Raw genomic sequence first — 20,543 nt, forward strand, 5'->3', positions numbered from 1 at the left:
GGCGGGGTGAGCCGGGTTCACGGGGTGGGCAGGCCCAGTACTCGGTCGCGCAGGGCCGGGAAGTCGGCGCGGGTCTTGGCGACCTTGGCCGGGTCCAGGTCCACGGTCAGCACTTCCTCGTACGGTCCGGCCTCCGCGAGGACCTCGCCCCACGGGTCGACGACGACGCTGTGGCCCGCCTGTTCGACGCCGCCGTTGGTGCCCGCGGTGCCGCAGGCCAGTACGTAGCTCTGGTTCTCGACCGCGCGGGCGCGGGCCAGCAGCGACCAGTGCGCGCGGCGGCGGGCGGGCCAGCCCGCGGGGATGACGAGGGTCTGCGCGCCCGCGTCCGTCAACTGCCGGAAGAGTTCGGGGAAGCGCAGGTCGTAGCAGGTGGCGAGGCCCAGGGTGGTGTCGGGGAGCGGCACGGTGACGGGGGTGTCGCCGGCGCCCATCAGGACGGCCTCGCCCTTGTCGAAGCCGAAGCGGTGGATCTTGCGGTAGGAGGCGGCGAGCTGCCCGTCCGGGGAGAAGACGAGGGAGGTGTTGTAGAGGGTGCCGTCGGGGGCCCGTTCGACGAAGGAGCCCGCGTGCAGCCAGACGCCGGCGTCGCGCGCGGCCTGCGACATCACCTGGTGGGTGGGGCCTTCGAAAGGTTCCGCCTCATCGGCGAACGTCTCGAAGGCGAACGCGCCGACCGGCCACAGCTCGGGGAGGACGACCAGGTCGGCGGCGGCTCGCTCGCGGACCAGTGAACCGGCACGTTCATATCGTGAATTGACGGGTTCCGCCGGGTCCACGTGCATCTGGATCAGTGAAGCGCGCACAGTACCACCGCCTAAGCATTCGAACCGGTCCGCCGTCAAAAATCAGCCTACGATGGTCACCCGAAAGCGCTGCCGGGGTGCCCGTGCGCAGCGTAACTTAACTGAACAGACCGCAGCCCGCGTACGAACCGTCCGAGGGGTCCCGTGACCGTCCATCCCAGCCTGCAGCCCTCCATCGATGCCTGGTCGCACTCCATCGAGGCGATATCCGAGCTGGTCAAGCCACTTGTGGAAGGCGAGTGGAACCGGGCGACGGACCTTCCGGGGTGGTCCGTGCGCGACGTCGTCTCGCACATCATCGGCCTGGAGAGCGAGATGCTCGGGGACCCCCGGCCCATCCATTCCCTGCCGCGCGACCTCTACCACGTACGCACGGAATTCGCCCGCCGGATGGAGCTCCAGGTGGACGTCCGGCGGCACCACACCGGGCCGGAGATGACCGCCGAACTGGAGTACATGGTCATCCGCCGCGCGCGGTCGCTGCGCAACGAGACCCGCGACCCCGAGACGGTGCTGCGTACCCCGCTCGGTGAGGACCGCACGCTCGCGTACGCCCTGCGGCAGCGGGCGTTCGACGTGTGGGTGCATGAGCAGGATCTGCGCCACGCGCTGAACCTGCCCGGCAACCTCGACTCCCCCGGCGCGCAGCTCACCCGGGACCTGCTGCTGCTCGCGCTGCCGAAGGTGGTCGCCAAGGACGCGGGCGCGCCCGCCGATTCGGCGGTGGTCTTCGACGTGGGCGGCGCGCTGGAGTTCATGCGGACGGTCCGGGTGGACGCGCAGGGCAACGGCACGGTCGACGAGAGTGTCTCGCTCGGCCCGGCCGTGACGCTCTCGATGGACTGGGAGACGTACTTCCGGCTGGCCTGCGGCCGGGTGCGGCCCGCCGCCGTCGCCGGACAGGTGAAGATCGACGGCGACCGGCCGCTGGCGGAAGCGGTGCTGGAGCATTTCGCGATCACGCCGTGAGAAGGACGCCGTGGACGTCGTAGGTACGGGTACGCCGTAGGGCGCGAGCGCTCACGGGCGTACGGCCGGGAACGCCCCCGCCCGGTCCCTCACACCGGTACGTGCACCGCCTCCACCCGGCTGGTCACCAGCCGCTCCCGCTCCCGCCGGTGCGCCTGGCCGCGCAGCCGCAGGATCTGCGCGACGCCCAGCGCCTCCAGGACGAAGACGGAGACGAACGCGATCCGGTAGTTGTCGCCGGTGGCGTCCAGCAGGACGCCGATCGCCAGCAGCGTCGTCATCGACGCGGTGAAGCCGCCCATGTTGACGACGCCGGAGGCGGTGCCCTGGCGCTCCGGCGGGTTGGCCGGGCGGGCGAAGTCGAAGCCGATCATCGAGGCGGGGCCGCAGGCGCCGAGCACCACGCACAGGACGATCAGCAGCCATACGGGCGCGTGGTCGGCCGGCCAGGCCAGGGTGGCCGCCCACAGCAGCGCGGTGGCGGCGACGGTGCCGAGCGCCAGTGGCGCACGGGCGTTGTGGTGGCGGGCGATGACCTGCCCGTAGACCAGGCCGACGGCCATGTTGGACAGCACCACGAGGGTGAGCAGTTCGCCCGCCTCGCCGCGCGTCAGGTTCTGGGCCTCGACGAGGAACGGCAGGCCCCACAGCAGCAGGAAGACCATCGCCGGGAACTGGGTGGTGAAGTGCACCCACATGCCCAGCCGGGTGCCCGGCTCGCGCCAGGCGTCGGCTATCTGGCGCCGGACGTACGCGCCGCCGGTGTGGTGGGCGGGCGCCGGGGCCGGTGCGAAGCCCTCGGGGTGGTCCTTGAGGAAGGCCAGCACCAGGGCGAGGACGACGAAGCCGCCGGCCGCGCTGGCCACGAAGGTCGGCGTCCAGCCGAAGGTGTGCAGGAGGCGGGCCAGGACCAGGGTGGAGACGAGGTTGCCGGCCATGCCGATGAGGGCGGCGATCTGGGCTATCAGCGGGCCCCGGCGGGCCGGGAACCAGCGCGCGCCCAGCCGCAGCACGCTGATGAACGTCAGCGCGTCGCCGCAGCCGAGCAGGGCCCGCGAGCCCAGCGCCATGGCGTACGACTGCGACAGCGCGAAGCCGAACTGGCCGACGGTGTAGAGCACGACGCCCAGGATCAGCACCTTCTTGGTGCCGAGCCGGTCGACCATCAGGCCGACGGGTATCTGCATGCCCGCGTAGACGAGCAGCTGGAGGATGGAGAAGGTGGAGAGCGCGGAGGCGTTGATGTGGAAACGTTCCGCCGCGTCCAGACCGGCCACGCCGAGGCTCGTACGGTAGGTGATCGCCACGAAGTAGACGGCGACGCCGATGCCCCAGACGGCCACGGCTCTGCGGCCGCCGGGCGGGTCTCCGGGCAGCAGGGTGCCCCGGCCCGCGGTGGTGCCGCCGCTCATCGGACGTCCCCCTGCGCGAGGTTCCGCACCCAGCTGACGTGGCGGTGCACGGCGTCCACGGCCGCGGCCGCGTCCCCGGCGCGCAGCGCCTGGAGGATCTCGCCGTGCTCCGCGATGTTCTTCGCGATCCGGTCCGGGTTGGCGTGCATCACGGCGACGCCCATCCGCAGCTGCCGGTCCCGCAGCTGCTCGTACAGCCGGTCCAGGATCTGGTTGCCGGCGTTGCGGACGATCGCGGCGTGGAAGCAGCGGTCGGCGACGGAGACGGCGGCCAGGTCGCCGGAGGCGGCCAGCTCCACCATCTTGGCGAGCTGTTCCTCCAGTTCGGCGATGAGCGCGGGGGCGGCCGGTACGGCCTTGCGCGCGGCGTGTTCCTCGACGAGCAGCCGGGTCTCCACCACGTCGGCGATCTCCTGGGCGGAGACCGGCAGGACCATGGCGCCCTTCTTCGGGTAGAGCTTCAGCAGCCCTTCGACCTCCAGGCGCAGCAGCGCTTCCCGTACGGGCGTGCGCGACACGCCGACGGCCTCGGCCAGCTCCCCTTCGGTGAGCAGCATGCCGCCCTCGTAGTGGCGCTCCAGTACGGCCTGCTTGACGTAGGCGTAGACGCGTTCGGCGGCGGGCGGGGCCTTGGCCGGAGCGGGGGCGGGGGCGTTCGTGGCGCGTGGGGGGTCCGGGACAGAAGTGACCGGAGCGGCGACTGAGGACATGTGCACAGCATAGATACAACACGTATGCGTCAGGGAGGGCGGTCCAGGATGCGGACGGGAGCGGGGCGGGGGCGGAGCGGGAGCAGGGCGAGGGCGCAGGGGGCGGGGAGGGAGCGGGGTGGGGGCGCAGGGGGCCGGGCCGGGGCGCAGGGAGCGGGGCTGGGGCGCAGAGGGCCGGGTGGGGGCGCAGAGGGCGCTCAGTGCTCGTGCGCCGTCAGCTCCTCGTCGCGGTCCAGGGCGTACGCCCAGATCAGGTGCCGTACGCGGGGAGCGCTCCCAGGGCGGGTCAGGCCGCGCGCCCGGAGCTCCAGCTCCTGGTCCTCCTTGGTCCCGCGTTCCAGGTGCTGGCGCAGGTGTTCCCGCTCGGAGACGACGGTGAACGTTTCGAGGAACAGCGTCGGATCGTCCATGTCCTCGTACAGGCCCCACATCGTGGCGCCGGTCCGCCGCCGGGCCTGGCCGACCGGCCGCATGGCTCGGATAAAAGCCTCCGCGTCCGGCCGGTCCACCCGCCACTCCACGATGACCATGACGGGCCCGATGTTGCGGCCCGGCGTCTGCATGCTCTCCGTCTCGGGCCAGTGCTGGACGTGTTCCATGTCGATGTGGCCCGCGGGCATCGGCATCGTCCGCATGCCGACCACCGTGGTCAGCGCCAGCCCGACGCCCGCGATCACGAACGCGCTCTGTACGCCGAACCAGTCGGCCACCAGCCCCCAGCCCACCCCGCCCACCGCCTGGCCGCCCATGAAGACCAGCTGGTAGTAGGCGAGCGCGCGGGTGCGCGCCCAGACGGGCAGCAGGATCTGGGCGGAGGCGGAGAGGGTGGACAGCACCGCCACCCAGGCCAGCCCCGAGATGATCAGCGCGACGGCGGCGACGAGCGACGAGGTCACCAGTCCGATCACGGCCATGGTGACCGCGTAGAGGATCATCGCGACGGTGACCAGGCCGTTCGTCGTCGTACGGGGCCGTACCGCGGGCAGCGCCAGCGCGCCGCCCACCGCGCCCACCCCGACACAGCCGAGCAGCAGCCCGTAGCCGCCCGCGCTCATGCCCAGCGGGCCGCGGGCGATGGCCGGGAGCAGCGCCCACAGCCCGCCCGCGAAGAGCATGAACAGCCCGGAGCGGCCGAGTACGGCACCGAACTCCGGAGCCCTGCGGACGTACCGGGCGCCCGCGCGGATCGCGCCGCGTACGTGTTCCGAGCCCAGCGGCCGGTGGGTGGCGGGCCGTCGCCAGGCGTACAGGACGACCATGACGCCCAGGAAGGACAGGGCGTTGATCCCGAAGGTGGCGGCCGGGCCCGCGGCGGAGATGAGCAGGCCGCCGAGGGCCGGTCCGGCGGCGCGCGCGACGTTGCCGTTGGCGCTGTTGAGGAGGGCCGCCTGGGGGATCTCGTCCTTGGTGACCAGTTCGGGCTGGATGGACTGGAAGGAGGAGATGCAGAAGGCCTCGCCGACGCCCATCAGGGCGGTGAGCCAGAGCAGCGAGGCCGGGGTCGCCTCGTCGGCGGCGGTGACGGCGGACAGGCCGGCCGCCCCGATGAACATCAGCAGCTGCCCGCCGAGGAGCAGCCGCCGCTGGTCGAGGATGTCGCCGAGCGCTCCGGCGGGCACCACCAGCGCGAAGACCGGCAGGGTGGTGGCGGTCTGGACGAGGGCGACCTCCAGCGGGCCGCCGCCGAGGTCGCCCATCAGCCACTGGGCGCCGACGGTCTGCATCCAGGTGCCCATGTTGGCGGCGAGCTGGGCGATCCACAGCGCCCGGAACATCCGGCGGCGCATCGGGGCCCACGCCGACGGTTCCGGACGGGCCGCCTCCGGCGGCGCTTCGTCCGGGGGCGGCTCGTCCAGCACGGGTGGCTGATTCACCGGAAACGCTCTCCTCGCCGTGGGCACCGACCGCTGTGTCCCTGTGTCCGTACCCGCGACGTTCTGGAACGGTCCCTTACGTCCCGAGATTCACCGGTCTGGGAGAGGGGGCGGTTCCGGGAGGAAGGGTGGTTACGGAAGGGAGGGCGGTTCCGGGGAAGGAGGCGGCGGCTCCGGAGGGCGGCCGCGGACCGCGACCCCCGGTGCCGGTTCCGCGCCGCGGGCACCGGCCGCCGGGCCGGATCTGCCGTTGCCGGCCGAGGCGGGCAGCCGGGTGCCGATGCTGCGGTAACGGACGGGCAGGGCGGCCATCTGCTCGGGGCTCAGGCAGTTCTTCCCGTCGATGACCAGCCGCGGTTCGTACAGCAGGGCGGCCAGGGCCCGCCAGTCCGCCTCGATCGCCTGCGGCCACTCGGTGAGCACCACGACGGCGTGCGCGCCCTCGACCGCCTCCGTCAGGCCGGCCGCCGGGCGGGCGCCGGGGAAGAGCGCCCCGATGGCGTCCGTGTCGGTGCCCGGGTCCCACACCCGTACGCGCGCGCCCTGGCCGAGCAGCGCCGGGACCACCGTACGGCTGGGCGCCGCGCGCAGGTCGTCGCTCCAGGGCTCGTACCGTACGCCGAGCACCGCGATCTCCGCGTCCGCCAGGCCGCCGGCGGGTCCGTCGCCGAGTTCGGTGCGCAGCAGCTGGACGGCCAGCCCGAACTGGGCGTCGTTGACGGCGATGGTGGCGCGCAGCAGCGGGGTCGGCAGGCCCGCGGTGCTCGCCCAGTGGGCCAGCGCGTTGGTGTCCTTGGGCAGGCAGGAGTCGCCGTAGCCGAGGCCGGGCTGGAGGAAGGCGTGGCCGATCCGGGGGTCGAAGCCGACGCCCTGCATCACGTGGTCGACGTCGATGTCCGGGCCGCAGCACATGCCGGCCACCTCGTTCGCGAAGCTGATCTTCGTGGCGAGGAAGGCGTTGCTGGCGTACTTGATCATTTCGGCGCCGGACGGCGTGGTCTCGACCCACGGCGCCGCGATCCCCTCGTACAGCTCGCGCAGCGCCCGCAGGCCGGCCTCGCCCCAGGTGCCGGCCACGATACGGGCGGGCACCGACCAGTCCTCCAGCGCGCTGCCCTGGTTCAGGAACTCGGGGTTGTACGCGAAGCGTTCCCGCAGTCCGGGGTACGTCTCGGCGAGCACGGCGCTGGTGCCGGGCGGCACGGTGGACTTCAGCACCACGCAGGGCGCGGGCAGCAGTTGCAGGACCTCGTCCAGTACGGAGGTGACCTGTGTCAGGTCGGCGGACCCGTCGGAGGCGGGCGGCGTGCCGACCGTGACGAGCACGATGTCGAACGGTGCCCGCCGGTGGCTTTCGGTGACGGAGCCGGAGAAGTGGAGCCGCCCGGTGGCCTGGGCGGCCGCCAGCTGCTCCGGCAGTCCGGGCTCGAAGACCGGCGCCCGGCCGGCGTCCAGGACGCGCAGCCGGTCCGGGTCCTGCTCGACCCCGGTGACGTGATGACCCTGGTGGGCGAGGGCGACCGCGCCGGTCAAGCCCACATATCCCTGTCCTACGACCGCTACTCGCATCACAAATCAGCCCCTTCGGTCCTGCTGATTTGATTCGCCGCGCCCCCGGAACGGCGGATTATTGCCGCGCGACGAGGCAATTGCTGCCAGTGTGCGGGGTGCGGTGCGAAGGCGCAGTCGGAGCCCGCCTCCGTAGCGGAAAGGGCGCCCGGGGCGGCGGTGGAACCGCCCCGGACGCCCTCTCGTTTCAGCGCTTCGTTTCAGCGCTTCGGGTCAGCGCTTCGTTTCAGCGCTTCCAGTTCGTGCCGACCGACACCAGCTTGTCCTTGCCGCAGTCGCCGCCGAACGACCACGAGCCACGGCCGACCCAGGCGCCGTTCTTGGCGTAGGTCTTCCGCTTCTTGTTCCAGCACTCGGTCTCGGCGCGCGCCTTGCCGCTCCAGACGATGCAGCTCGCGGTCCACTTGTGCTTGCCGCTCTTCCAGTTGCCGCACGCGTAGTCGTTGGACTTGGCACTGGCGGGCGAGGCCGTACCGAGCAGCATGCCGCCGACGAACACCGCGGTGGCCGCAATTCCGGCCGCCCGGCCGCGCTTTCCTGAAACCCGCATTCCCCGTGAACCCCGTTTCCGCCCGGTGGTGCCGGGCGTACGCAATGAAACTCACCCGCGCCAATCACGCGGACGACCGGCCCGGCGTATTTCCGCGCGGGCACTTGATCATTGTCCCACAGCGGGAGTTGAGGTATCCGCTGAAATTTCTCACGGGGCCGAGCAGCACACTGCCCGGCGAAAAGGCGTGGGCCCGGCCCTCAGGCCGTACCGCCCTCCGCCCCCGCCCCCTGCTGCTCCGCGAGCCGGCCCCGGTACCAGTCCACCGTCGCGCCGATCCCGTCGGGCAGCGGGGTCGGTGTCATGCCGAAGCGGCGCTCGAACGCGTCCGAGACCATCGCCTGCGCCTCGGTGTGCTGGTAGAACAGCTCGGCGTACTCCGCCATGAACACCTCGTCGAACGGCCCCCAGGGTCGCGCTTCCGCCAGTACCTCCGTCTCGAACGGGACTCCGGCGCGCTCCCGGACGAGCGCCAGTACCTCGCGCACCGTGGGGGCCGGGGCCGTCGGCAGGTGCCAGGCCCGCCCGTACGCGTCCGGCTCCTGGCCGAGGCGGGCCAGGCCGCGGGCGACGTCCGCGATGTACGTGAAGCTGTGCGGCAGGTCCAGGTCGCCGAAGGCCAGGACCGTGCCGCCGGTCAGAGCCGCCGGGAAGGCCGTGGCGCCCAGCGTCGAATTGAGGACGCGCGGCCCGTAGAAGTCGGCGGCGCGGCCCAGGACGACCGGCAGCCGGCCCGCGTCGTGGGCCGCCAGGTACGCCCTGTCCAGCTCGGCCCGCATCCGTCCCTTGCGGGAGGTGGCCCGCCACGGGGAGTCCTCGGTCAGCGGCGCGCCGCCGGACGGACCGTACGGGTAGAGGGTGTCCATCACCACCAGCCGGGCACCGGCCGCCGCCGTGGCGTCCACGATGACCTTCTGGAGGGCGGGCATCACCTCCACCTGAAGCTCGTAGCCCACGTTGACGCAGTGATAGACCACCGCGGCCCCGGACACCGCCTCCCGTGCGGCGGCCGGTGACCCCAGGTCGGCGGCGACGTTCTCCGCACCTGGCAGTCCGCCCCGGCCCGAGCGGTCGACGGTCCGTACGCGGCAGCCCTGCCGGAGCAGTTCCTCGGCCAGTGTGGTGCCGGCCGGACCGGTGCCGAGGACGACGTGCAGCGGGGCGGACGGCGTGGCTGCGGACATGAGAGACCCCTGACCTCGAAGAAGCATGAAGAAGCGCGAAGGAACACGGAACGCCGCACCACGGCGTCACGCGCTTTCCCTACTCACTATAGCTATAACCTCTAACCAAAACTAGACTCGATACCCTGCCTCCGTACACACCGAAGACCCTGCCGTCCTGCCCGCCTTCTGGAGCCGCCCCATGCCGCCGACCACACCCGACACCCCCCGAACCCCGCGCCAGCGCTACCGGGCCCAGCTCCAGCAGGAGATCAAGCAGGCCGCGCTGGCGCAGATCGCGGAAGGCGGCATCGAGGCGCTGAGCATCAACGCCATCGCCAAGACCCTCGGCATGTCGGGGCCCGCCCTCTACAAGTACTTCCGCAACCGCGACGACCTGCTCACCGCACTGATCAGTGACGGGTACGAGGACGCCGCCGAGGCCATCCGCACGGCCGCGCACCGGGCCGCCGACCGGTCACCGCGCGACCGGCTGCTCGCCCTCGCCCACGCGTACCGCGACTGGGCCCTCGCCCAGCCGCACCGCTACCTGCTGCTCGCGGGCACCCCCGCGGCAACGTACGAGGCCCCCGCCCGCACCACGGACAGCGCCCGCGCCGTCATGGGCCCGTTCCTGGCCGTTCTGGTCGAGGGCACGCCGTGGCCGGCCGCCGAGCCGCTGTACGCCGAGGTGCGCGCCTGGGTGGAGAGCATCCCCGCGGTCGCCGAGTGGGTCGCCACCCACGCCCCCGCCGCCGACGACCCGGTCCCCGCGCTCGCGGCCTCCGTGCTCGCCTGGTCCCGTATGCACGGCATCGTCAGCCTCGAAGTCCAGGGCAGCTTCCAGGGCATGGGCCATGATTCCGCGACGCTCCTCGCCCTCGAAATCGGGGCACTGGCCGACGCGGTGGGGCTCTCTCCCGACGCCTGCCCGGAGAGCCGTGCCCGTCGACTGTGAGCTCCGTCGACTCGCTTCAGCAGCACGCACCCGCCTGCCGCCCCAGGATGCGCGAGCACGGCGCCCCCGGCCGGTACCCGGTACGAAGGAGAGGGCAGCGGCATGAGTGCCCGACCCGGAGAACAGCCCGAGGAACTGGTTCCCCGCCCGGACCTGTCCTTCCCCAGCCTGCGCACTGCGCTTTCCCGGGTCGCCCCCGCCCAGGTGCCCGAGATGCCGGCCGACCGCGACGTGCAGTTCACCAGGGCCACGGAGGCAGGGTCGTTCGAGCCCATCAAGGGCTTCCAGCTCAAGTGGGCGACCGTCATCGAGGCGAAGCGGCACCGCCACGTACGACCCGGAGTTCACCGACCGCACCGTCTTCGTCCTCGGCATGCACGGCCAGCTCTCCATGGCCGTCATCCTGCTCCTGGCCCTGCTCGGCGCGGCAGCGGTGACGCTGCGCGGCGGGGAGGAAGGGGTTACGCGGTGAGCGAGGCCGCGCGTATCTGCCCGTCGACCACGGCGGAACGGAAGGCGAGCCATTCGCGGTCGGCGAAGAGCAAGGTGCGTCCCGACGGGTTCTTCGAGTCGCGGACGGCTACGACGGCGGGCACGTTGGTCGCGACCTCGACACAATCCTGTCCCGGGTTGCCGCCGCTGTGACTGGACTTTACGAAGGCGAAGTCGGACACGAGAGCTACATCTCCTTGCGGATGCTGGCGATCAGCGCTGCCGAACTGTGCTGGGCGAGGCCGCAGCGCGTGATGCGGTCGAAGATGACTCGGTGATGCATGGCGTCGGACTCGCTTTCCAGCCAGACATTAGCCGAGCTCGTATCCATGTGCACCACGTCCACGGCCCCCGGACCGTCGAACGAGACGATCGAGAAAGAGCAGTTCATGCCCGGGTGGGCACCAGCCGAGCTGGGGAGTACCTGCAACCTGATGTTCGGCCGCTCCGCCTGCTCCAGCAAGTGCCCGAGCTGGGCCCGCATCACCGTCCGGTCACCGACGAGTTGTCGCAGTACGCTTTCGTGGAGTACTGCCCGCAATTGCAGCGGCGATTCGCCGACGAGCCGGCCCTGTCGTGCCATTCGAGACTCTACGAACGGTTCCACCTCCGCCGGGTCCTCCCACGCCCCATTGCCCATGGCGACGGCCCGCGCGTAATCAGCCGTCTGCAAGACGCCCGGCACAACGGCCTGCTGCCAAGTGCGCACGCTACTGGCAACGTCCTCCAACGCCACGCACTCCATCATGTCCCGGAGGGCGGGGTAGTCGTTCCACCACCCCTTCGCCTTACGCCGCTCCCGATCCAGCCGAGCAAGGCTCAGAAGCGCACTCACCGCTTCCGTGTCCTCCAGCCCGTAAAACGTGCACAGCGCTTGGATGTCAGGGTCTCTGACAGGGACCCAGCCGCGTTCCATCTTGACGACCTTCGTGGCTGTCGCGCTGAGGACTTGGGCGGCTTCCTGCTGCGTCTTGCCCGCCGCGTCGCGGAGCTGCAAGAGCTGCCCTCCGAGCCGCCGCCCCAGCACGGTCGAGACCCGGTTTCCCTGCTCTGAACGGTTCACCAGGTCAGTCTGGCGCGCGCCGGACGGTCCCGTCGACGACCTTCACCCGTACGGGGAATATATTCCCGGGGATGTGGGTCCTAGGGCTGATTGCCCCTACAGTCGCTCACCAAGCGCGCTGCCTGAGCACGCAGTTGGCCCCAAGACGGAGGCGATCAGCCATGCCCGTTTCCCAACTCGTCCACGAAGACAAGCTCGACTACACCCCCACCGCCCGCAGCGTCTCCCTCGCCCGGCGGCGGGCGGCGCGGCTGGTGGCGGAGTGGGGGCAGGCGGAAGCCGCCGGGGACGCGGCGCTGATCGTTTCGGAGCTGGCCACCAACGCGCTGCTGCACGGGTCGCTGCGGGGGCGGCTCTTCCGGGTGCGGCTGGTGATGGGGCCCAGCCTGCTGCGGATCGAGGTCAGTGATCCGCGTGGAGAGCGGGTGCCGCGGAGGAGGCGCGGGGTGGCCTCCACCTCCGGGCACGGACTCGTATTGGTGGGCGGTCTCGCCGACCGGTGGGGGATCGAGCCCCGTACGGTCGGCAAGACGGTGTGGGCGGAGGTGGAACTGGGAGTCCGGGCAAGCACCGTCAGGCGGTCATGCGGCCCTGCGCGATCAGGCGGTTGACCACCCGCATGTGAGCCGGCGCGCAGCGCTCCCGCGCCTCCTGGCGGTCGAACCAGGCGTACTCGGCGATCTCGCGGCCGGGCGCGGGGGCGATGTCCTGGGGGCCGCCGGTGAAGCACGTCATGTGCAGGGGGCGGCCGGCGTTCGCGCCGTGGGCCGTGGCGTGGATGGTGAAGGCTTCACAGAGGTCGCCCGCGGGTACGGACAGGCCGATTTCTTCGGAGAGTTCGCGAGAGAGGGCCTCGGGGGCGGTCTCCCCCGGTTCGTACTTGCCGCCGGGCAGGTAGAACGTGTCGTTGCCGCGCGTACGGACGCTGAGCAGGCGGCCGTCGCGCACGTGCAGCCAGCCCACGGAGCGCAGGGGCGCCGGGCGGCCCAGGGTGATCACTTCCTCGCCGGTGGCCTCGTCCGTGCGGCGGTCGCGTTCCGTGAAGCCCAGGTGGGCGTAGAACGCGCGGGCCGTCTCGTTGCGGGCGAAGACTCCGAGGGTGAGGGCGCCGTGGAGAGCCGCGGCGTGTTCGAGGAGCTGGGCGCCGATGCCGCGGCCCTGCGCCTCGGGGGCGACGAAGAGGCCGCCGATCTCGGAGCCCAGGAGGCCGAGAAGGCCCAGTACGGTGCCGTTCTGACGGTCTTCAGCCACCCAGTTGTCGGCCTGCACGAGGTACACCTCGCGGACCTCGCGGGCGCGCTCCCCCGTCCCCTCGTCCTCGATGAACGGGTGGGCCCGGCGTACGGCGCGGGACCACAGGTCCATGACGGCGGGCTCGTCCGCCGGGCGGTAGGGGCGGATGATCGTCGGGCTGCTCATCCGGTCGACGGTAGGCGGGGAGGGCGGGGGCGGCAACTTCTTTTGAGGCGGCGGCCGCCGGACGGTGGTTGATCGTGACCGGCCCGCAGGCCACGCTGAACCCTCCGGCCGGGGGCGGGACTTGCCGCTCCGGCCAGGCCCCGAGCAAGAAACGAAGGAGTCGCACCCTTATGTGGAAGTGTGAGCAGGTCGTCGGCGCCGGTCTGGACGTCGAGGAGGCCTCGGCCCTCTACCGCGCGTCCACGCTCGCCGAGCGCCGCCCGGTGGACGACGTGGAGCGGTTCACGCAGATGCTGGCCGGCGCGAACCTCGTCGTCACCGCCCGTACCGAGGACGGGCGCCTCATCGGCATCGCCCGCTCGATGACCGACGGCGCCTACGCCACGTACCTCAGCGACCTGGCCGTCGACGTCGCGTTCCAGGGCCAGGGGGTCGGCCGCGAACTCGTCCGCGTCACCCGGGAAGCGGCCCCCCGCGCCAAGCTGATCCTGCTCTCGGCGCCGGGCGCAGTCGACTACTACCCGCACATAGGCTTCTCCCGCCACGACTCCGCCTGGACCCTCCCCGGCCTGGGCACCTGAGGCCCGGTGCGGCCGATGTCCGGGGCGAGGCGCGGCCGACGCCCCTGGCCCGGTGCGGCCGGTCGGTAGGTCCGCAATCTGCCGAAGGATGTATCCGGGGCCCGGCCGGTGTCCGACTTAAGGCTGACGTGAGTCTGTACCTGACGCGTACGACATGGGCGGAATCCCGTGACGTAATGGAAGGGAGGGGCTGGAAGTCAGGCTCCGAACCGTACGCAAGGGGAGACCACCATGCAGTCCAGGACGAACGCCGGCCGACGTGCTCGGACCACCGTCATGGTCGCGCTGCTCGTGGCCGTGCTGTGGGGCGGTGTCGCGCTGACGAAGGGCGCGGCGCAGGCCGACGGAGCGGCGCCGGGCGGGCCCGTGGGGCACCTCAGCCGCGCCGTCGAGATCATCCGGGGCTGAGGCACGCCAGGACGCTGACAGGGCGGGCCCGGAGGCGAACCGTTTCGGTTGCCTCCGGGCCCGCCCTCATGTCGTACCGGGCCCGCCCTCACGTGGTGCGGAGGCCGGGGCCGGGGCCCGGGCCGTGCCCCGTCAGGCCCAGGTGATCAGCCGCTTGGGCTGCTCCAGGATCGCCGCGATGTCCGCGAGGACCTTGGAGCCCAGCTCGCCGTCGACCAGCCGGTGGTCGAAGGAGAGCGCCAGCGTGGTGACCTGGCGGGGCTTGACCTTTCCCTTGTGGACCCAGGGCTGGAGCTTGACCGCGCCGAAGGCGAGGATCGCCGGCTCCCCGGGGTTGAGGATCGGGGTGCCGGTGTCGACGCCGAAGACGCCCACGTTGGTGATGGTGACCGTGCCGCCCGCCATGTCACCGGGCGCCGTCTTGCCCTCGCGCGCCGTGGTGACCAGCTCGCCGAGCGCGGCGGCCAGCTGCGGCAGGGTCTTGGCGTCCGCGTCCTTGATGTTCGGGACGATCAGGCCGCGGGGGGTGGCCGCGGCGATGCCCAGGTTCACGTAGTGCTTGCGGACGATCTCCTGGTTCTCCTCGTCCCAGGCCGCGCTGATCTCGGGGTTGCGCTTGATGGCGACCAGCAGCGCCTTGGCCACGAGCAGCAGCGGGTTGACGCGCAGGCCCGCCATGTCGGGGTCCTGCTTCAGCTCCTGGACGAGCTTCATCGTGCGGGTCACGTCGACGGTGATGAACTCCGTGACGTGCGGCGCGGTGAAGGCGCTGTTGACCATCGCCTGCGCGGTGGCCTTGCGTACGCCCTTGATCGGGACACGGGTCTCCCGGGCGCGTACCGCCTCGGAGCCCGGGGAGGGAGCGGTGGCGGCCGGGGCCGCCGCCGCGGCCGGGGCCTCGGCGGCAGGTGCGGGGGCCGCCGCCGCGTGCACGTCCTCGCGGGTGATGACGCCGTCCGGGCCGGTCGGGGTGACCGTGGCCAGGTCGATGCCGAGGTCCTTGGCCAGCTTGCGGACCGGGGGCTTGGCCAGCGGCCGCCCGGCCGCGGGGACGGCAGCCGGGGCGGAGGGGGCCGGAGGTGCCGGAGTGGCAGGAGTGGCGGGGGCCGGGGCGGCCGGGGCCGACACCGCGGCGTGGCCGTTCAGCTCCGCCTGGAGCGCCGCGGCGGCCGGTTCCCGCTCCGGTGCGCCCGGCTGCGGCTTGCGCGCCCGCCGCTTGGTGGACGAGGGGGCCGCGCCGTACCCGACGAGGACGGCCTGCCGGCCCTGCGGCTCGGCGTCCTCCTCGTCGGCGGCCGGAGCGGGCCCGGCAGCGGCGGCCGGGGCGGGTGCCTCGGCCGGGCCGGCGCCCGGGTCGGTGTCCACGGCGATGATCGAGGTGCCCACGTCGACCGTGGCGCCCTCCTCGAAGTGCACCGCGTGCACCACGCCCTCGTACGGGCAGGGCAGCTCCACGGCGGCCTTGGCGGTCTCCACCTCGCAGATGACCTGCCCGTCGGTGACGGTGTCACCCGGCTTCACGTACCACTTGAGGATTTCGGCCTCGGTGAGTCCCTCGCCCACGTCGGGCATCTTGAACTCGCGGAAGCGCTGTTCGGCTGCGGTCATGGTCACTACTCCTCAAGCCCTTCAGTACGCCAGCGCGCGGTCGACCGCGTCGAGCACCCGGTCGAGTCCCGGCAGGTATTCGTCCTCCAGCCTGGACGGCGGGTACGGCGAGTGGAAGCCGCCCACCCGCAGCACCGGCGCCTCCAGGTGGTAGAAGCACCGCTCGGTGATGCGGGCGGCGATCTCCGAGCCCGAACCGAGGAAGACCGGTGCCTCGTGGACGACGACCAGCCGCCGGGTCTTCTCCACGGAGGCCTGGATCGCGTCGAAGTCCATGGGCGAGATCGAGCGCAGGTCCAGGACCTCGACCGACTTGCCCTCCTCGGCGGCGACCTTGGCGGCGTCCAGGCAGACCTTGACCATCGGGCCGTACGCGGCCAGCGTCACGTCCGTACCGGCCTGCGCCACCCGCGCCGCGTGCAGCGGGTCGGGGATCGCCTCGGTGTCCAGGCGGCCCTTGTCGTGGTAGCGGCGCTTGGGCTCGAAGTAGATGACCGGGTCGTCGCTCTCGATGGCCTGACGCATCATCCAGTACGCGTCCGAGGCGTTCGAGGGCGAGACGCACTTGAGGCCCGCGACGTGCGCGAAGAGGGCCTCGGGCGACTCGGAGTGGTGCTCGACCGCGCCGATGCCGCCGCCGTAGGGGATACGGATGACGACCGGCATCTTGATCTTGCCGAGGGCGCGGGCGTGCATCTTGGCGAGCTGGGTGACGATCTGGTCGTACGCGGGGAAGACGAAACCGTCGAACTGGATCTCCACCACGGGCCGGTAGCCGCGCAGCGCCATGCCGATGGCGGTGCCGACGATGCCGGACTCGGCGAGCGGCGTGTCGATCACCCGCTCCTCGCCGAAGTCCTTCTGCAGCCCGTCGGTGACGCGGAAGACGCCGCCGAGCTTGCCGACGTCCTCGCCCATGATCAGGACCTTGGGGTCGGCCTCCATGGAGGCGCGCAGCGAGGCGTTGATCGCCTTGGACAGCGTGATCTTCTCGAAGACAGCCATGGTCAGTTCTCCTCCGCGTCCGCGAACGACGCCTGGTACGCGGCGAACTGCGCGCGCTCCTCGTCTACGAGCGCGTGTCCGTCGGCGTACACGTTCTCAAAAATGGCCATGGTGTCCGGGTCGGGCATCGTGCGCACCACCTCGCGCACCCGCTTGCCCAGCGTCTCGCTCTCCTCCTCGACGGAGTCCAGGTAGGCCTGGTCGGCGATGCCCTCGGTCTCCAGGTAGGTGCGCAGCCGCAGGATCGGGTCCTTGGCCTCCCACGCCTCGCGCTCCTCGTCGGCGCGGTAGCGCGTCGGGTCGTCGGAGGTGGTGTGGGCGCCCATCCGGTACGTGAACGCCTCGACCAGGGTCGGGCCCTCGCCCGCGCGGGCCCGCTCCAGGGCCGCCCTGGTCACCGCCAGGCAGGCCAGGACGTCGTTGCCGTCCACCCGGACACCGGGGAAGCCGTAGCCGCGGGCGCGCTGGTAGAGCGGGACGCGGGTCTGCTTCTCGGTGGGCTCGGAGATCGCCCACTGGTTGTTCTGGCAGAAGAACACCACGGGGGCGTTGTAGACCGCGGAGAAGGTGAAGGACTCGGCCACGTCGCCCTGGCTGGAGGCGCCGTCACCGAAGTACGCGATGACCGCCGAGTCGGCGCCGTCCTTCTGGACGCCCATGGCGTAGCCGGTCGCGTGCAGCGCCTGGGAGCCGATCACGATCGTGTACAGGTGGAAGTTGTTGCTGTTGGGGTCCCAGCCGCCGTTGTTCACGCCGCGGAACATGCCCAGCAGGTTCGTCGGGTCCACGCCACGGCACCAGGCGACCCCGTGCTCCCGGTAGGTCGGGAAGACGTAGTCGTCGTCGCGCAGCGCGCGCCCGGAGCCGATCTGGGCGGCCTCCTGGCCCAGCAGCGAGGCCCACAGGCCCAGCTCACCCTGGCGCTGGAGGGTGGTCGCCTCGGCGTCGAAGCGCCGCGTGAGGACCATGTCCCGGTACAGCCCGCGCAGTTCCCCGTCCGAGAGGTCGATCGCGTACTCGGGGTGCTCGACGCGCTTGCCCTCGGGGGTCAGCAGCTGTACCAGCTGATCCTGCTCCGCCTCGGCAGGGGCCGGGGCGGCCGCCTTCGCCTTGGCGGGTGACGCCTTCTTTGCGGTGGTGCGCTTGCCGCCACCGCGGGTGTTCTTCCGCGCGGCAGTGCTCTCCACGGTCACGTGCTGCTCCTCCGTCTGTCCGGCCCCCGGGGTCCGCCGGTGGCCGTATTGCGGCTCACCCGGTATCCGATACGGCGCACGGGGTGTGTGCGGCACGGCGCGGCCCGGGTGGAACAAGGTGCCCCGGCCACGGCCTGCCGGAAGGGGCGTTGTGCCCTACTTCCGGAGCCTAGGCGAAAGGGGCCCTGACCTGCGACTTTGCTTGGGGTTCCAAGTATTTTGCTTGGATTTCCGAGCATGCGCGCCGACCAGTCGGCAATCCCCTGTTCACAGCGTTGCAGTCCGCCGGGACAACGGCACGTTATATCGGTGACCTGGAGCACGGGAAGAGTTGGTGTGTGAGACTGATCGTGTGCGCGACGACGGAAAAATCACGGTATTCCTGCTCGACGACCACGAGGTCGTACGGCGCGGCGTCCACGAGATGCTCTCGGTGGAGGCGGACATCGAGGTGGTCGGTGAGGCCGGTACCGCCGCAGATGCCCTGGTCAGGATCCCTGCGACGCGTCCGGACGTGGCCGTGCTGGACGTCCGGCTGCCGGACGGCAGCGGTGTGGAGGTCTGCCGGGAGATCCGTTCCCAGGACGAGTCGATCAAATGCCTGATGCTCACGTCTTTCGCGGACGACGAAGCTCTCTTCGACGCCATCATGGCGGGTGCGTCCGGGTACGTGCTCAAGGCGATCCGCGGCAACGAGCTGCTGACCGCCGTACGGGACGTGGCGGCCGGCAAGTCGCTGCTGGACCCGGTGGCCACCGCCCGCGTACTGGAACGCCTGCGCGACGGCAACAATCCGCGCGGCGACCAGCGGCTGGCCGGCCTGACCGAGCAGGAGCGCAAGATCCTCGACCTGATCGGCGAGGGGCTGACCAACCGGGTGATCGGCGAGCGGCTGCATCTCGCCGAGAAGACGATCAAGAACTACGTCTCCAGCCTGCTCTCCAAGATGGGCATGGAGCGCCGGTCGCAGGCGGCTGCCTATGTGGCGCGGATGCAGGCGGAGCGGCAGTAGCGCCGCGTGAAAATCCTGGGGTTTTTCCGTGTGCGAAATGTATGCGGTGGACGTGACGGCATACGGGCGGACGTGGGTGAACGTTCAAGAGTAGGAAAAATTCGGCGCCCGTAACCGCTCTGACCTCCTAAAACAGCACCGAAGCAGAGAATTGCCGCACGATTCAGGACCAACGTCCCGTTTCCACCAGGGCGGGTGCCCCTACTTTCGTACGCACCGGCACGGCAGGGTGTAGCCATGCCCACCGACGACCTCCACGCCATCGAGCTGCTGAACCGCGTCCCTTACGGACGGGTGTCGGCCAGCCAGCGGGCGCTGCCCTTCACCGCCGTCACGCGGCATGTCGTGACCGACGGCCGGCTGCTGCTGCGGCTGCACCGCGGCCACGGCTACCACCGCGCCCTGGACGGCAACGTCGTCGCCTACGAGGCCGACAACGTGAATTCCGGCGCCAACGACACCTGGTCCGTCCAGTTCACCGGCACCGCCCGGGCCATCGCGCCCACGCCGGCCGAGTTCGAACTGTTCGGACCCACGCCGCGGCTGGCCGACGGAGAGCCCTTCGACCCGGTTTTCCTCCGCATAGAACCGGAGTTTGTCAAGGTCCACTACCTCTGTGATGTCCCTCTGTTCCGTTACGCCCACTCAGCGTGACGCGGTGATCTAACATCTGGCGCGTGCTGCGCTCATCCGATGTCCGGACGGTGACCACGCCCGACGGACACACCCTCGGCTCCCTGCTGCGCCGTTACGGCGCCGGGGAGCCGTTGACGTGCGAGCCGGTCGCCGAGGGGCTGCTCAACCGCGGTTACCGCCTCGCCACCACCCACGGCCGCTACTTCCTCAAACACCACCTCGACGGCGACCAGGCCGCCATCGCCCGCCAGCACCGCGCCACGCGCCGCCTGGGCGCGCTCGGCCTGCCGGTCGCCCCGCCGCTCGCCGACGCGGACGGCCGCACGGTCACGGTCCTCGGCGGCCGGTGCTACGCGCTGCACCCGTGGGTCGAGGGCCGCCACCGCGACGGCGCCGCCCTCACCCGGCTCCAGTCGCGCCGCCTGGGCGCCCTGCTGGGCCATGTGCACACCGCGCTGGAGCAGGTCATAACGCGCGATCCGGCGGGCCCCCGTACCCCGTACGAGCATCCGGGCGCCGACCCGGCACGGACCTTCGAGATGATCGGCGAACTGCTCGCGCTCGCCCGCCGGACCCGCCCGCGCAGCAGCTTCGACGAACTCGCCGAACACCGCCTGCTGGAGCGCCGGACGCTGCTGGAACGGGAGGCGCACCGGCGGCCGGCGGCGGCGCAGGTACCGGCCGCCGGCTGGGTCCACGGCGACTTCCACCCGCTCAACCTGCTCTACCGGGGTGCCGAGCCCGCCGCCATCGTCGACTGGGACCGGCTGGGCGTGCAGCCCCGCGCCGAGGAGGCCGTACGGGCCGCGGCCATCTTCTTCGTCCAGCCCGCCGGCACCCTCGACCTGCCGAAGGTACGGGCCTACGCGGGCGCCTACCGCCGCGCCTCGGGCGCCGGAGCGGCGGAACTGGCCGCCGCCGTGCACCGGGTGTGGTGGGAGCGCCTCAACGACTTCTGGATGCTCGACTGGCGCTACCGGCTCGGCGACCGGCGGGCCGACCCGCAGTTCCCGGCGGCGGCCGCGCTGGCGGTGTGGTGGACGCGGGAGTACGCGGCGGTGCGGGGGGCTTTCACCGAGTGACGGGGCCGGGGAGCGAGGGGCCGGGGACGACTC

The 20,543-nt window shown here is 71.6% G+C and carries 21 protein-coding genes; 8 read left to right on the plus strand and 13 right to left on the minus strand.

Translation table 11 applies throughout. The features are described from left to right. Nucleotides 1–17: 17 nt before the first annotated feature. The gene (locus JXZ78_RS10025) at nt 18–806 is read right to left on the minus strand and encodes a carbon-nitrogen family hydrolase (RefSeq protein WP_030021185.1); all 789 of its coding nucleotides are present in this window, start codon (nt 804–806) and stop codon (nt 18–20) included. Nucleotides 807–950: 144 nt separating this feature from the next. Between JXZ78_RS10025 and JXZ78_RS10030 the strand changes: the two genes are divergently transcribed. Then, the gene (locus JXZ78_RS10030) at nt 951–1,775 is read left to right on the plus strand and encodes a maleylpyruvate isomerase family mycothiol-dependent enzyme (protein ID WP_030021186.1); all 825 of its coding nucleotides are present in this window, start codon (nt 951–953) and stop codon (nt 1,773–1,775) included. Nucleotides 1,776–1,864: 89 nt separating this feature from the next. Here JXZ78_RS10030 and JXZ78_RS10035 read toward each other — a convergent pair whose 3' ends face one another. The 6 genes from JXZ78_RS10035 to JXZ78_RS10060 all read right to left on the minus strand — a co-directional run bounded on the left by JXZ78_RS10035 (nt 1,865) and on the right by JXZ78_RS10060 (nt 9,074). Continuing rightward, nucleotides 1,865–3,187: an MFS transporter gene (locus tag JXZ78_RS10035; protein ID WP_208870167.1), complete on the minus strand. Its 1,323-nt coding sequence runs from the start codon at nt 3,185–3,187 to the stop codon at nt 1,865–1,867. Next, entirely contained in the window at nt 3,184–3,897 is a 714-nt protein-coding gene (locus JXZ78_RS10040; protein ID WP_238782802.1) for a GntR family transcriptional regulator, read from the minus strand. Before JXZ78_RS10040 ends, JXZ78_RS10035 begins: the two co-directional genes overlap by 4 nt. A 197-nt stretch (nt 3,898–4,094) precedes the next feature. Next, complete coding sequence (locus JXZ78_RS10045) at nt 4,095–5,771, minus strand: MFS transporter (RefSeq protein ID WP_238782803.1); 1,677 nt, start codon at nt 5,769–5,771, stop codon at nt 4,095–4,097. A gap of 132 nt (nt 5,772–5,903) precedes the next feature. Further along, on the minus strand, nt 5,904–7,340 hold the full coding sequence (locus JXZ78_RS10050) for a UDP-glucose dehydrogenase family protein (RefSeq protein WP_030017861.1): 1,437 nt from the start codon (nt 7,338–7,340) through the stop codon (nt 5,904–5,906). Nucleotides 7,341–7,566: 226 nt separating this feature from the next. Continuing rightward, nucleotides 7,567–7,890 (minus strand): hypothetical protein, encoded by a 324-nt coding sequence (locus JXZ78_RS10055; protein ID WP_030017864.1) that lies wholly within the window; start codon nt 7,888–7,890, stop codon nt 7,567–7,569. 200 nt (nt 7,891–8,090) lie between these two features. Next, nucleotides 8,091–9,074, minus strand: coding sequence for an NAD-dependent epimerase/dehydratase family protein (locus JXZ78_RS10060; RefSeq protein WP_030017865.1), 984 nt, complete (start codon nt 9,072–9,074; stop codon nt 8,091–8,093). A 181-nt stretch (nt 9,075–9,255) separates the two neighbouring features. Here JXZ78_RS10060 and JXZ78_RS10065 point away from each other — a divergent pair, with 181 nt between their 5' ends. Further along, nucleotides 9,256–10,011, plus strand: a complete 756-nt coding sequence (locus JXZ78_RS10065) for a TetR/AcrR family transcriptional regulator (RefSeq protein WP_050502059.1) — start codon at nt 9,256–9,258, stop codon at nt 10,009–10,011. 461 nt (nt 10,012–10,472) lie between these two features. On the opposite strand, the gene JXZ78_RS10070 is transcribed toward JXZ78_RS10065, so the two are convergent. Both JXZ78_RS10070 and JXZ78_RS10075 read right to left on the minus strand, forming a co-directional pair. Then, the gene (locus JXZ78_RS10070) at nt 10,473–10,685 is read right to left on the minus strand and encodes a DUF397 domain-containing protein (protein ID WP_030017867.1); all 213 of its coding nucleotides are present in this window, start codon (nt 10,683–10,685) and stop codon (nt 10,473–10,475) included. 5 nt (nt 10,686–10,690) lie between these two features. Beyond that, complete coding sequence (locus JXZ78_RS10075) at nt 10,691–11,569, minus strand: helix-turn-helix domain-containing protein (protein WP_030017868.1); 879 nt, start codon at nt 11,567–11,569, stop codon at nt 10,691–10,693. A 158-nt stretch (nt 11,570–11,727) separates the two neighbouring features. Between JXZ78_RS10075 and JXZ78_RS10080 the strand changes: the two genes are divergently transcribed. Then, on the plus strand, nt 11,728–12,177 hold the full coding sequence (locus JXZ78_RS10080) for an ATP-binding protein (RefSeq protein WP_033037086.1): 450 nt from the start codon (nt 11,728–11,730) through the stop codon (nt 12,175–12,177). Here JXZ78_RS10080 and JXZ78_RS10085 read toward each other — a convergent pair. Beyond that, entirely contained in the window at nt 12,140–12,985 is an 846-nt protein-coding gene (locus JXZ78_RS10085; RefSeq protein ID WP_030017870.1) for a GNAT family N-acetyltransferase, read from the minus strand. The two genes, JXZ78_RS10080 and JXZ78_RS10085, sit on opposite strands and share 38 nt — an antisense overlap. A 170-nt stretch (nt 12,986–13,155) precedes the next feature. Here JXZ78_RS10085 and JXZ78_RS10090 point away from each other — a divergent pair, with 170 nt between their 5' ends. Both JXZ78_RS10090 and JXZ78_RS10095 read left to right on the plus strand, forming a co-directional pair. Next, a complete protein-coding gene (locus tag JXZ78_RS10090; RefSeq protein ID WP_030017871.1) occupies nt 13,156–13,566 on the plus strand; it encodes a GNAT family N-acetyltransferase in 411 nt (136 codons plus the stop codon). A gap of 231 nt (nt 13,567–13,797) precedes the next feature. Next, a complete protein-coding gene (locus JXZ78_RS10095) occupies nt 13,798–13,974 on the plus strand; it encodes a hypothetical protein (protein WP_167745383.1) in 177 nt (58 codons plus the stop codon). A 132-nt stretch (nt 13,975–14,106) separates the two neighbouring features. Here the strand turns inward: JXZ78_RS10095 and JXZ78_RS10100 are convergent, their stop codons facing one another. Genes JXZ78_RS10100 through pdhA form a run of 3 tightly spaced genes read right to left on the minus strand, consistent with a single transcriptional unit; the run spans nt 14,107 to nt 17,780 of the window. Further along, complete coding sequence (locus tag JXZ78_RS10100; RefSeq protein WP_030017872.1) at nt 14,107–15,582, minus strand: dihydrolipoamide acetyltransferase family protein; 1,476 nt, start codon at nt 15,580–15,582, stop codon at nt 14,107–14,109. A gap of 21 nt (nt 15,583–15,603) precedes the next feature. Continuing rightward, a complete protein-coding gene (locus tag JXZ78_RS10105; protein WP_030017873.1) occupies nt 15,604–16,587 on the minus strand; it encodes an alpha-ketoacid dehydrogenase subunit beta in 984 nt (327 codons plus the stop codon). 2 nt (nt 16,588–16,589) lie between these two features. After that, the gene (gene pdhA, locus JXZ78_RS10110) at nt 16,590–17,780 is read right to left on the minus strand and encodes a pyruvate dehydrogenase (acetyl-transferring) E1 component subunit alpha (RefSeq protein WP_030017876.1); all 1,191 of its coding nucleotides are present in this window, start codon (nt 17,778–17,780) and stop codon (nt 16,590–16,592) included. A gap of 352 nt (nt 17,781–18,132) precedes the next feature. On the opposite strand from pdhA, the gene JXZ78_RS10115 reads away from it, so the two are divergent. The 3 genes from JXZ78_RS10115 (at nt 18,133) to JXZ78_RS10125 (ending at nt 20,510) form a co-directional block, all read left to right on the plus strand. Continuing rightward, nucleotides 18,133–18,792, plus strand: coding sequence for a response regulator (locus JXZ78_RS10115; RefSeq protein ID WP_030017877.1), 660 nt, complete (start codon nt 18,133–18,135; stop codon nt 18,790–18,792). A gap of 237 nt (nt 18,793–19,029) precedes the next feature. Next, on the plus strand, nt 19,030–19,446 hold the full coding sequence (locus tag JXZ78_RS10120; RefSeq protein WP_030017878.1) for a pyridoxamine 5'-phosphate oxidase family protein: 417 nt from the start codon (nt 19,030–19,032) through the stop codon (nt 19,444–19,446). Between the two features lie 23 nt (nt 19,447–19,469). Continuing rightward, nucleotides 19,470–20,510 carry a phosphotransferase gene (locus JXZ78_RS10125; protein ID WP_030017879.1) on the plus strand — a complete coding sequence of 347 codons (1,041 nt, stop codon included), beginning with the start codon at nt 19,470–19,472 and terminating at the stop codon, nt 20,508–20,510. Nucleotides 20,511–20,543: the final 33 nt, after the last annotated feature.

Origin of the sequence: Streptomyces monomycini (assembly GCF_022271435.1) — a bacterium.
GTDB lineage: Bacteria > Actinomycetota > Actinomycetes > Streptomycetales > Streptomycetaceae > Streptomyces > Streptomyces monomycini.

What these genes read in the sequence shown, in the direction of transcription:
- JXZ78_RS10065 (WP_050502059.1), top strand. Translation starts at nt 9,256, where the DNA reads ATGCCGCCGACCACACCCGACACCCCCCGAACCCCGCGCCAGCGCTAC.
- JXZ78_RS10120 (WP_030017878.1), top strand. Translation starts at nt 19,030, where the DNA reads ATGCCCACCGACGACCTCCACGCCATCGAGCTGCTGAACCGCGTCCCT.
- JXZ78_RS10095 (WP_167745383.1), top strand. Translation starts at nt 13,798, where the DNA reads ATGCAGTCCAGGACGAACGCCGGCCGACGTGCTCGGACCACCGTCATG.
- JXZ78_RS10090 (WP_030017871.1), top strand. Translation starts at nt 13,156, where the DNA reads ATGTGGAAGTGTGAGCAGGTCGTCGGCGCCGGTCTGGACGTCGAGGAG.
- JXZ78_RS10060 (WP_030017865.1), bottom strand. Translation starts at nt 9,074, where the DNA reads ATGTCCGCAGCCACGCCGTCCGCCCCGCTGCACGTCGTCCTCGGCACC.
- JXZ78_RS10040 (WP_238782802.1), bottom strand. Translation starts at nt 3,897, where the DNA reads ATGTCCTCAGTCGCCGCTCCGGTCACTTCTGTCCCGGACCCCCCACGC.
- JXZ78_RS10085 (WP_030017870.1), bottom strand. Translation starts at nt 12,985, where the DNA reads ATGAGCAGCCCGACGATCATCCGCCCCTACCGCCCGGCGGACGAGCCC.
- JXZ78_RS10080 (WP_033037086.1), top strand. Translation starts at nt 11,728, where the DNA reads ATGCCCGTTTCCCAACTCGTCCACGAAGACAAGCTCGACTACACCCCC.
- JXZ78_RS10105 (WP_030017873.1), bottom strand. Translation starts at nt 16,587, where the DNA reads ATGGCTGTCTTCGAGAAGATCACGCTGTCCAAGGCGATCAACGCCTCG.
- JXZ78_RS10050 (WP_030017861.1), bottom strand. Translation starts at nt 7,340, where the DNA reads ATGCGAGTAGCGGTCGTAGGACAGGGATATGTGGGCTTGACCGGCGCG.
- JXZ78_RS10035 (WP_208870167.1), bottom strand. Translation starts at nt 3,187, where the DNA reads ATGAGCGGCGGCACCACCGCGGGCCGGGGCACCCTGCTGCCCGGAGAC.
- JXZ78_RS10055 (WP_030017864.1), bottom strand. Translation starts at nt 7,890, where the DNA reads ATGCGGGTTTCAGGAAAGCGCGGCCGGGCGGCCGGAATTGCGGCCACC.
- JXZ78_RS10100 (WP_030017872.1), bottom strand. Translation starts at nt 15,582, where the DNA reads ATGACCGCAGCCGAACAGCGCTTCCGCGAGTTCAAGATGCCCGACGTG.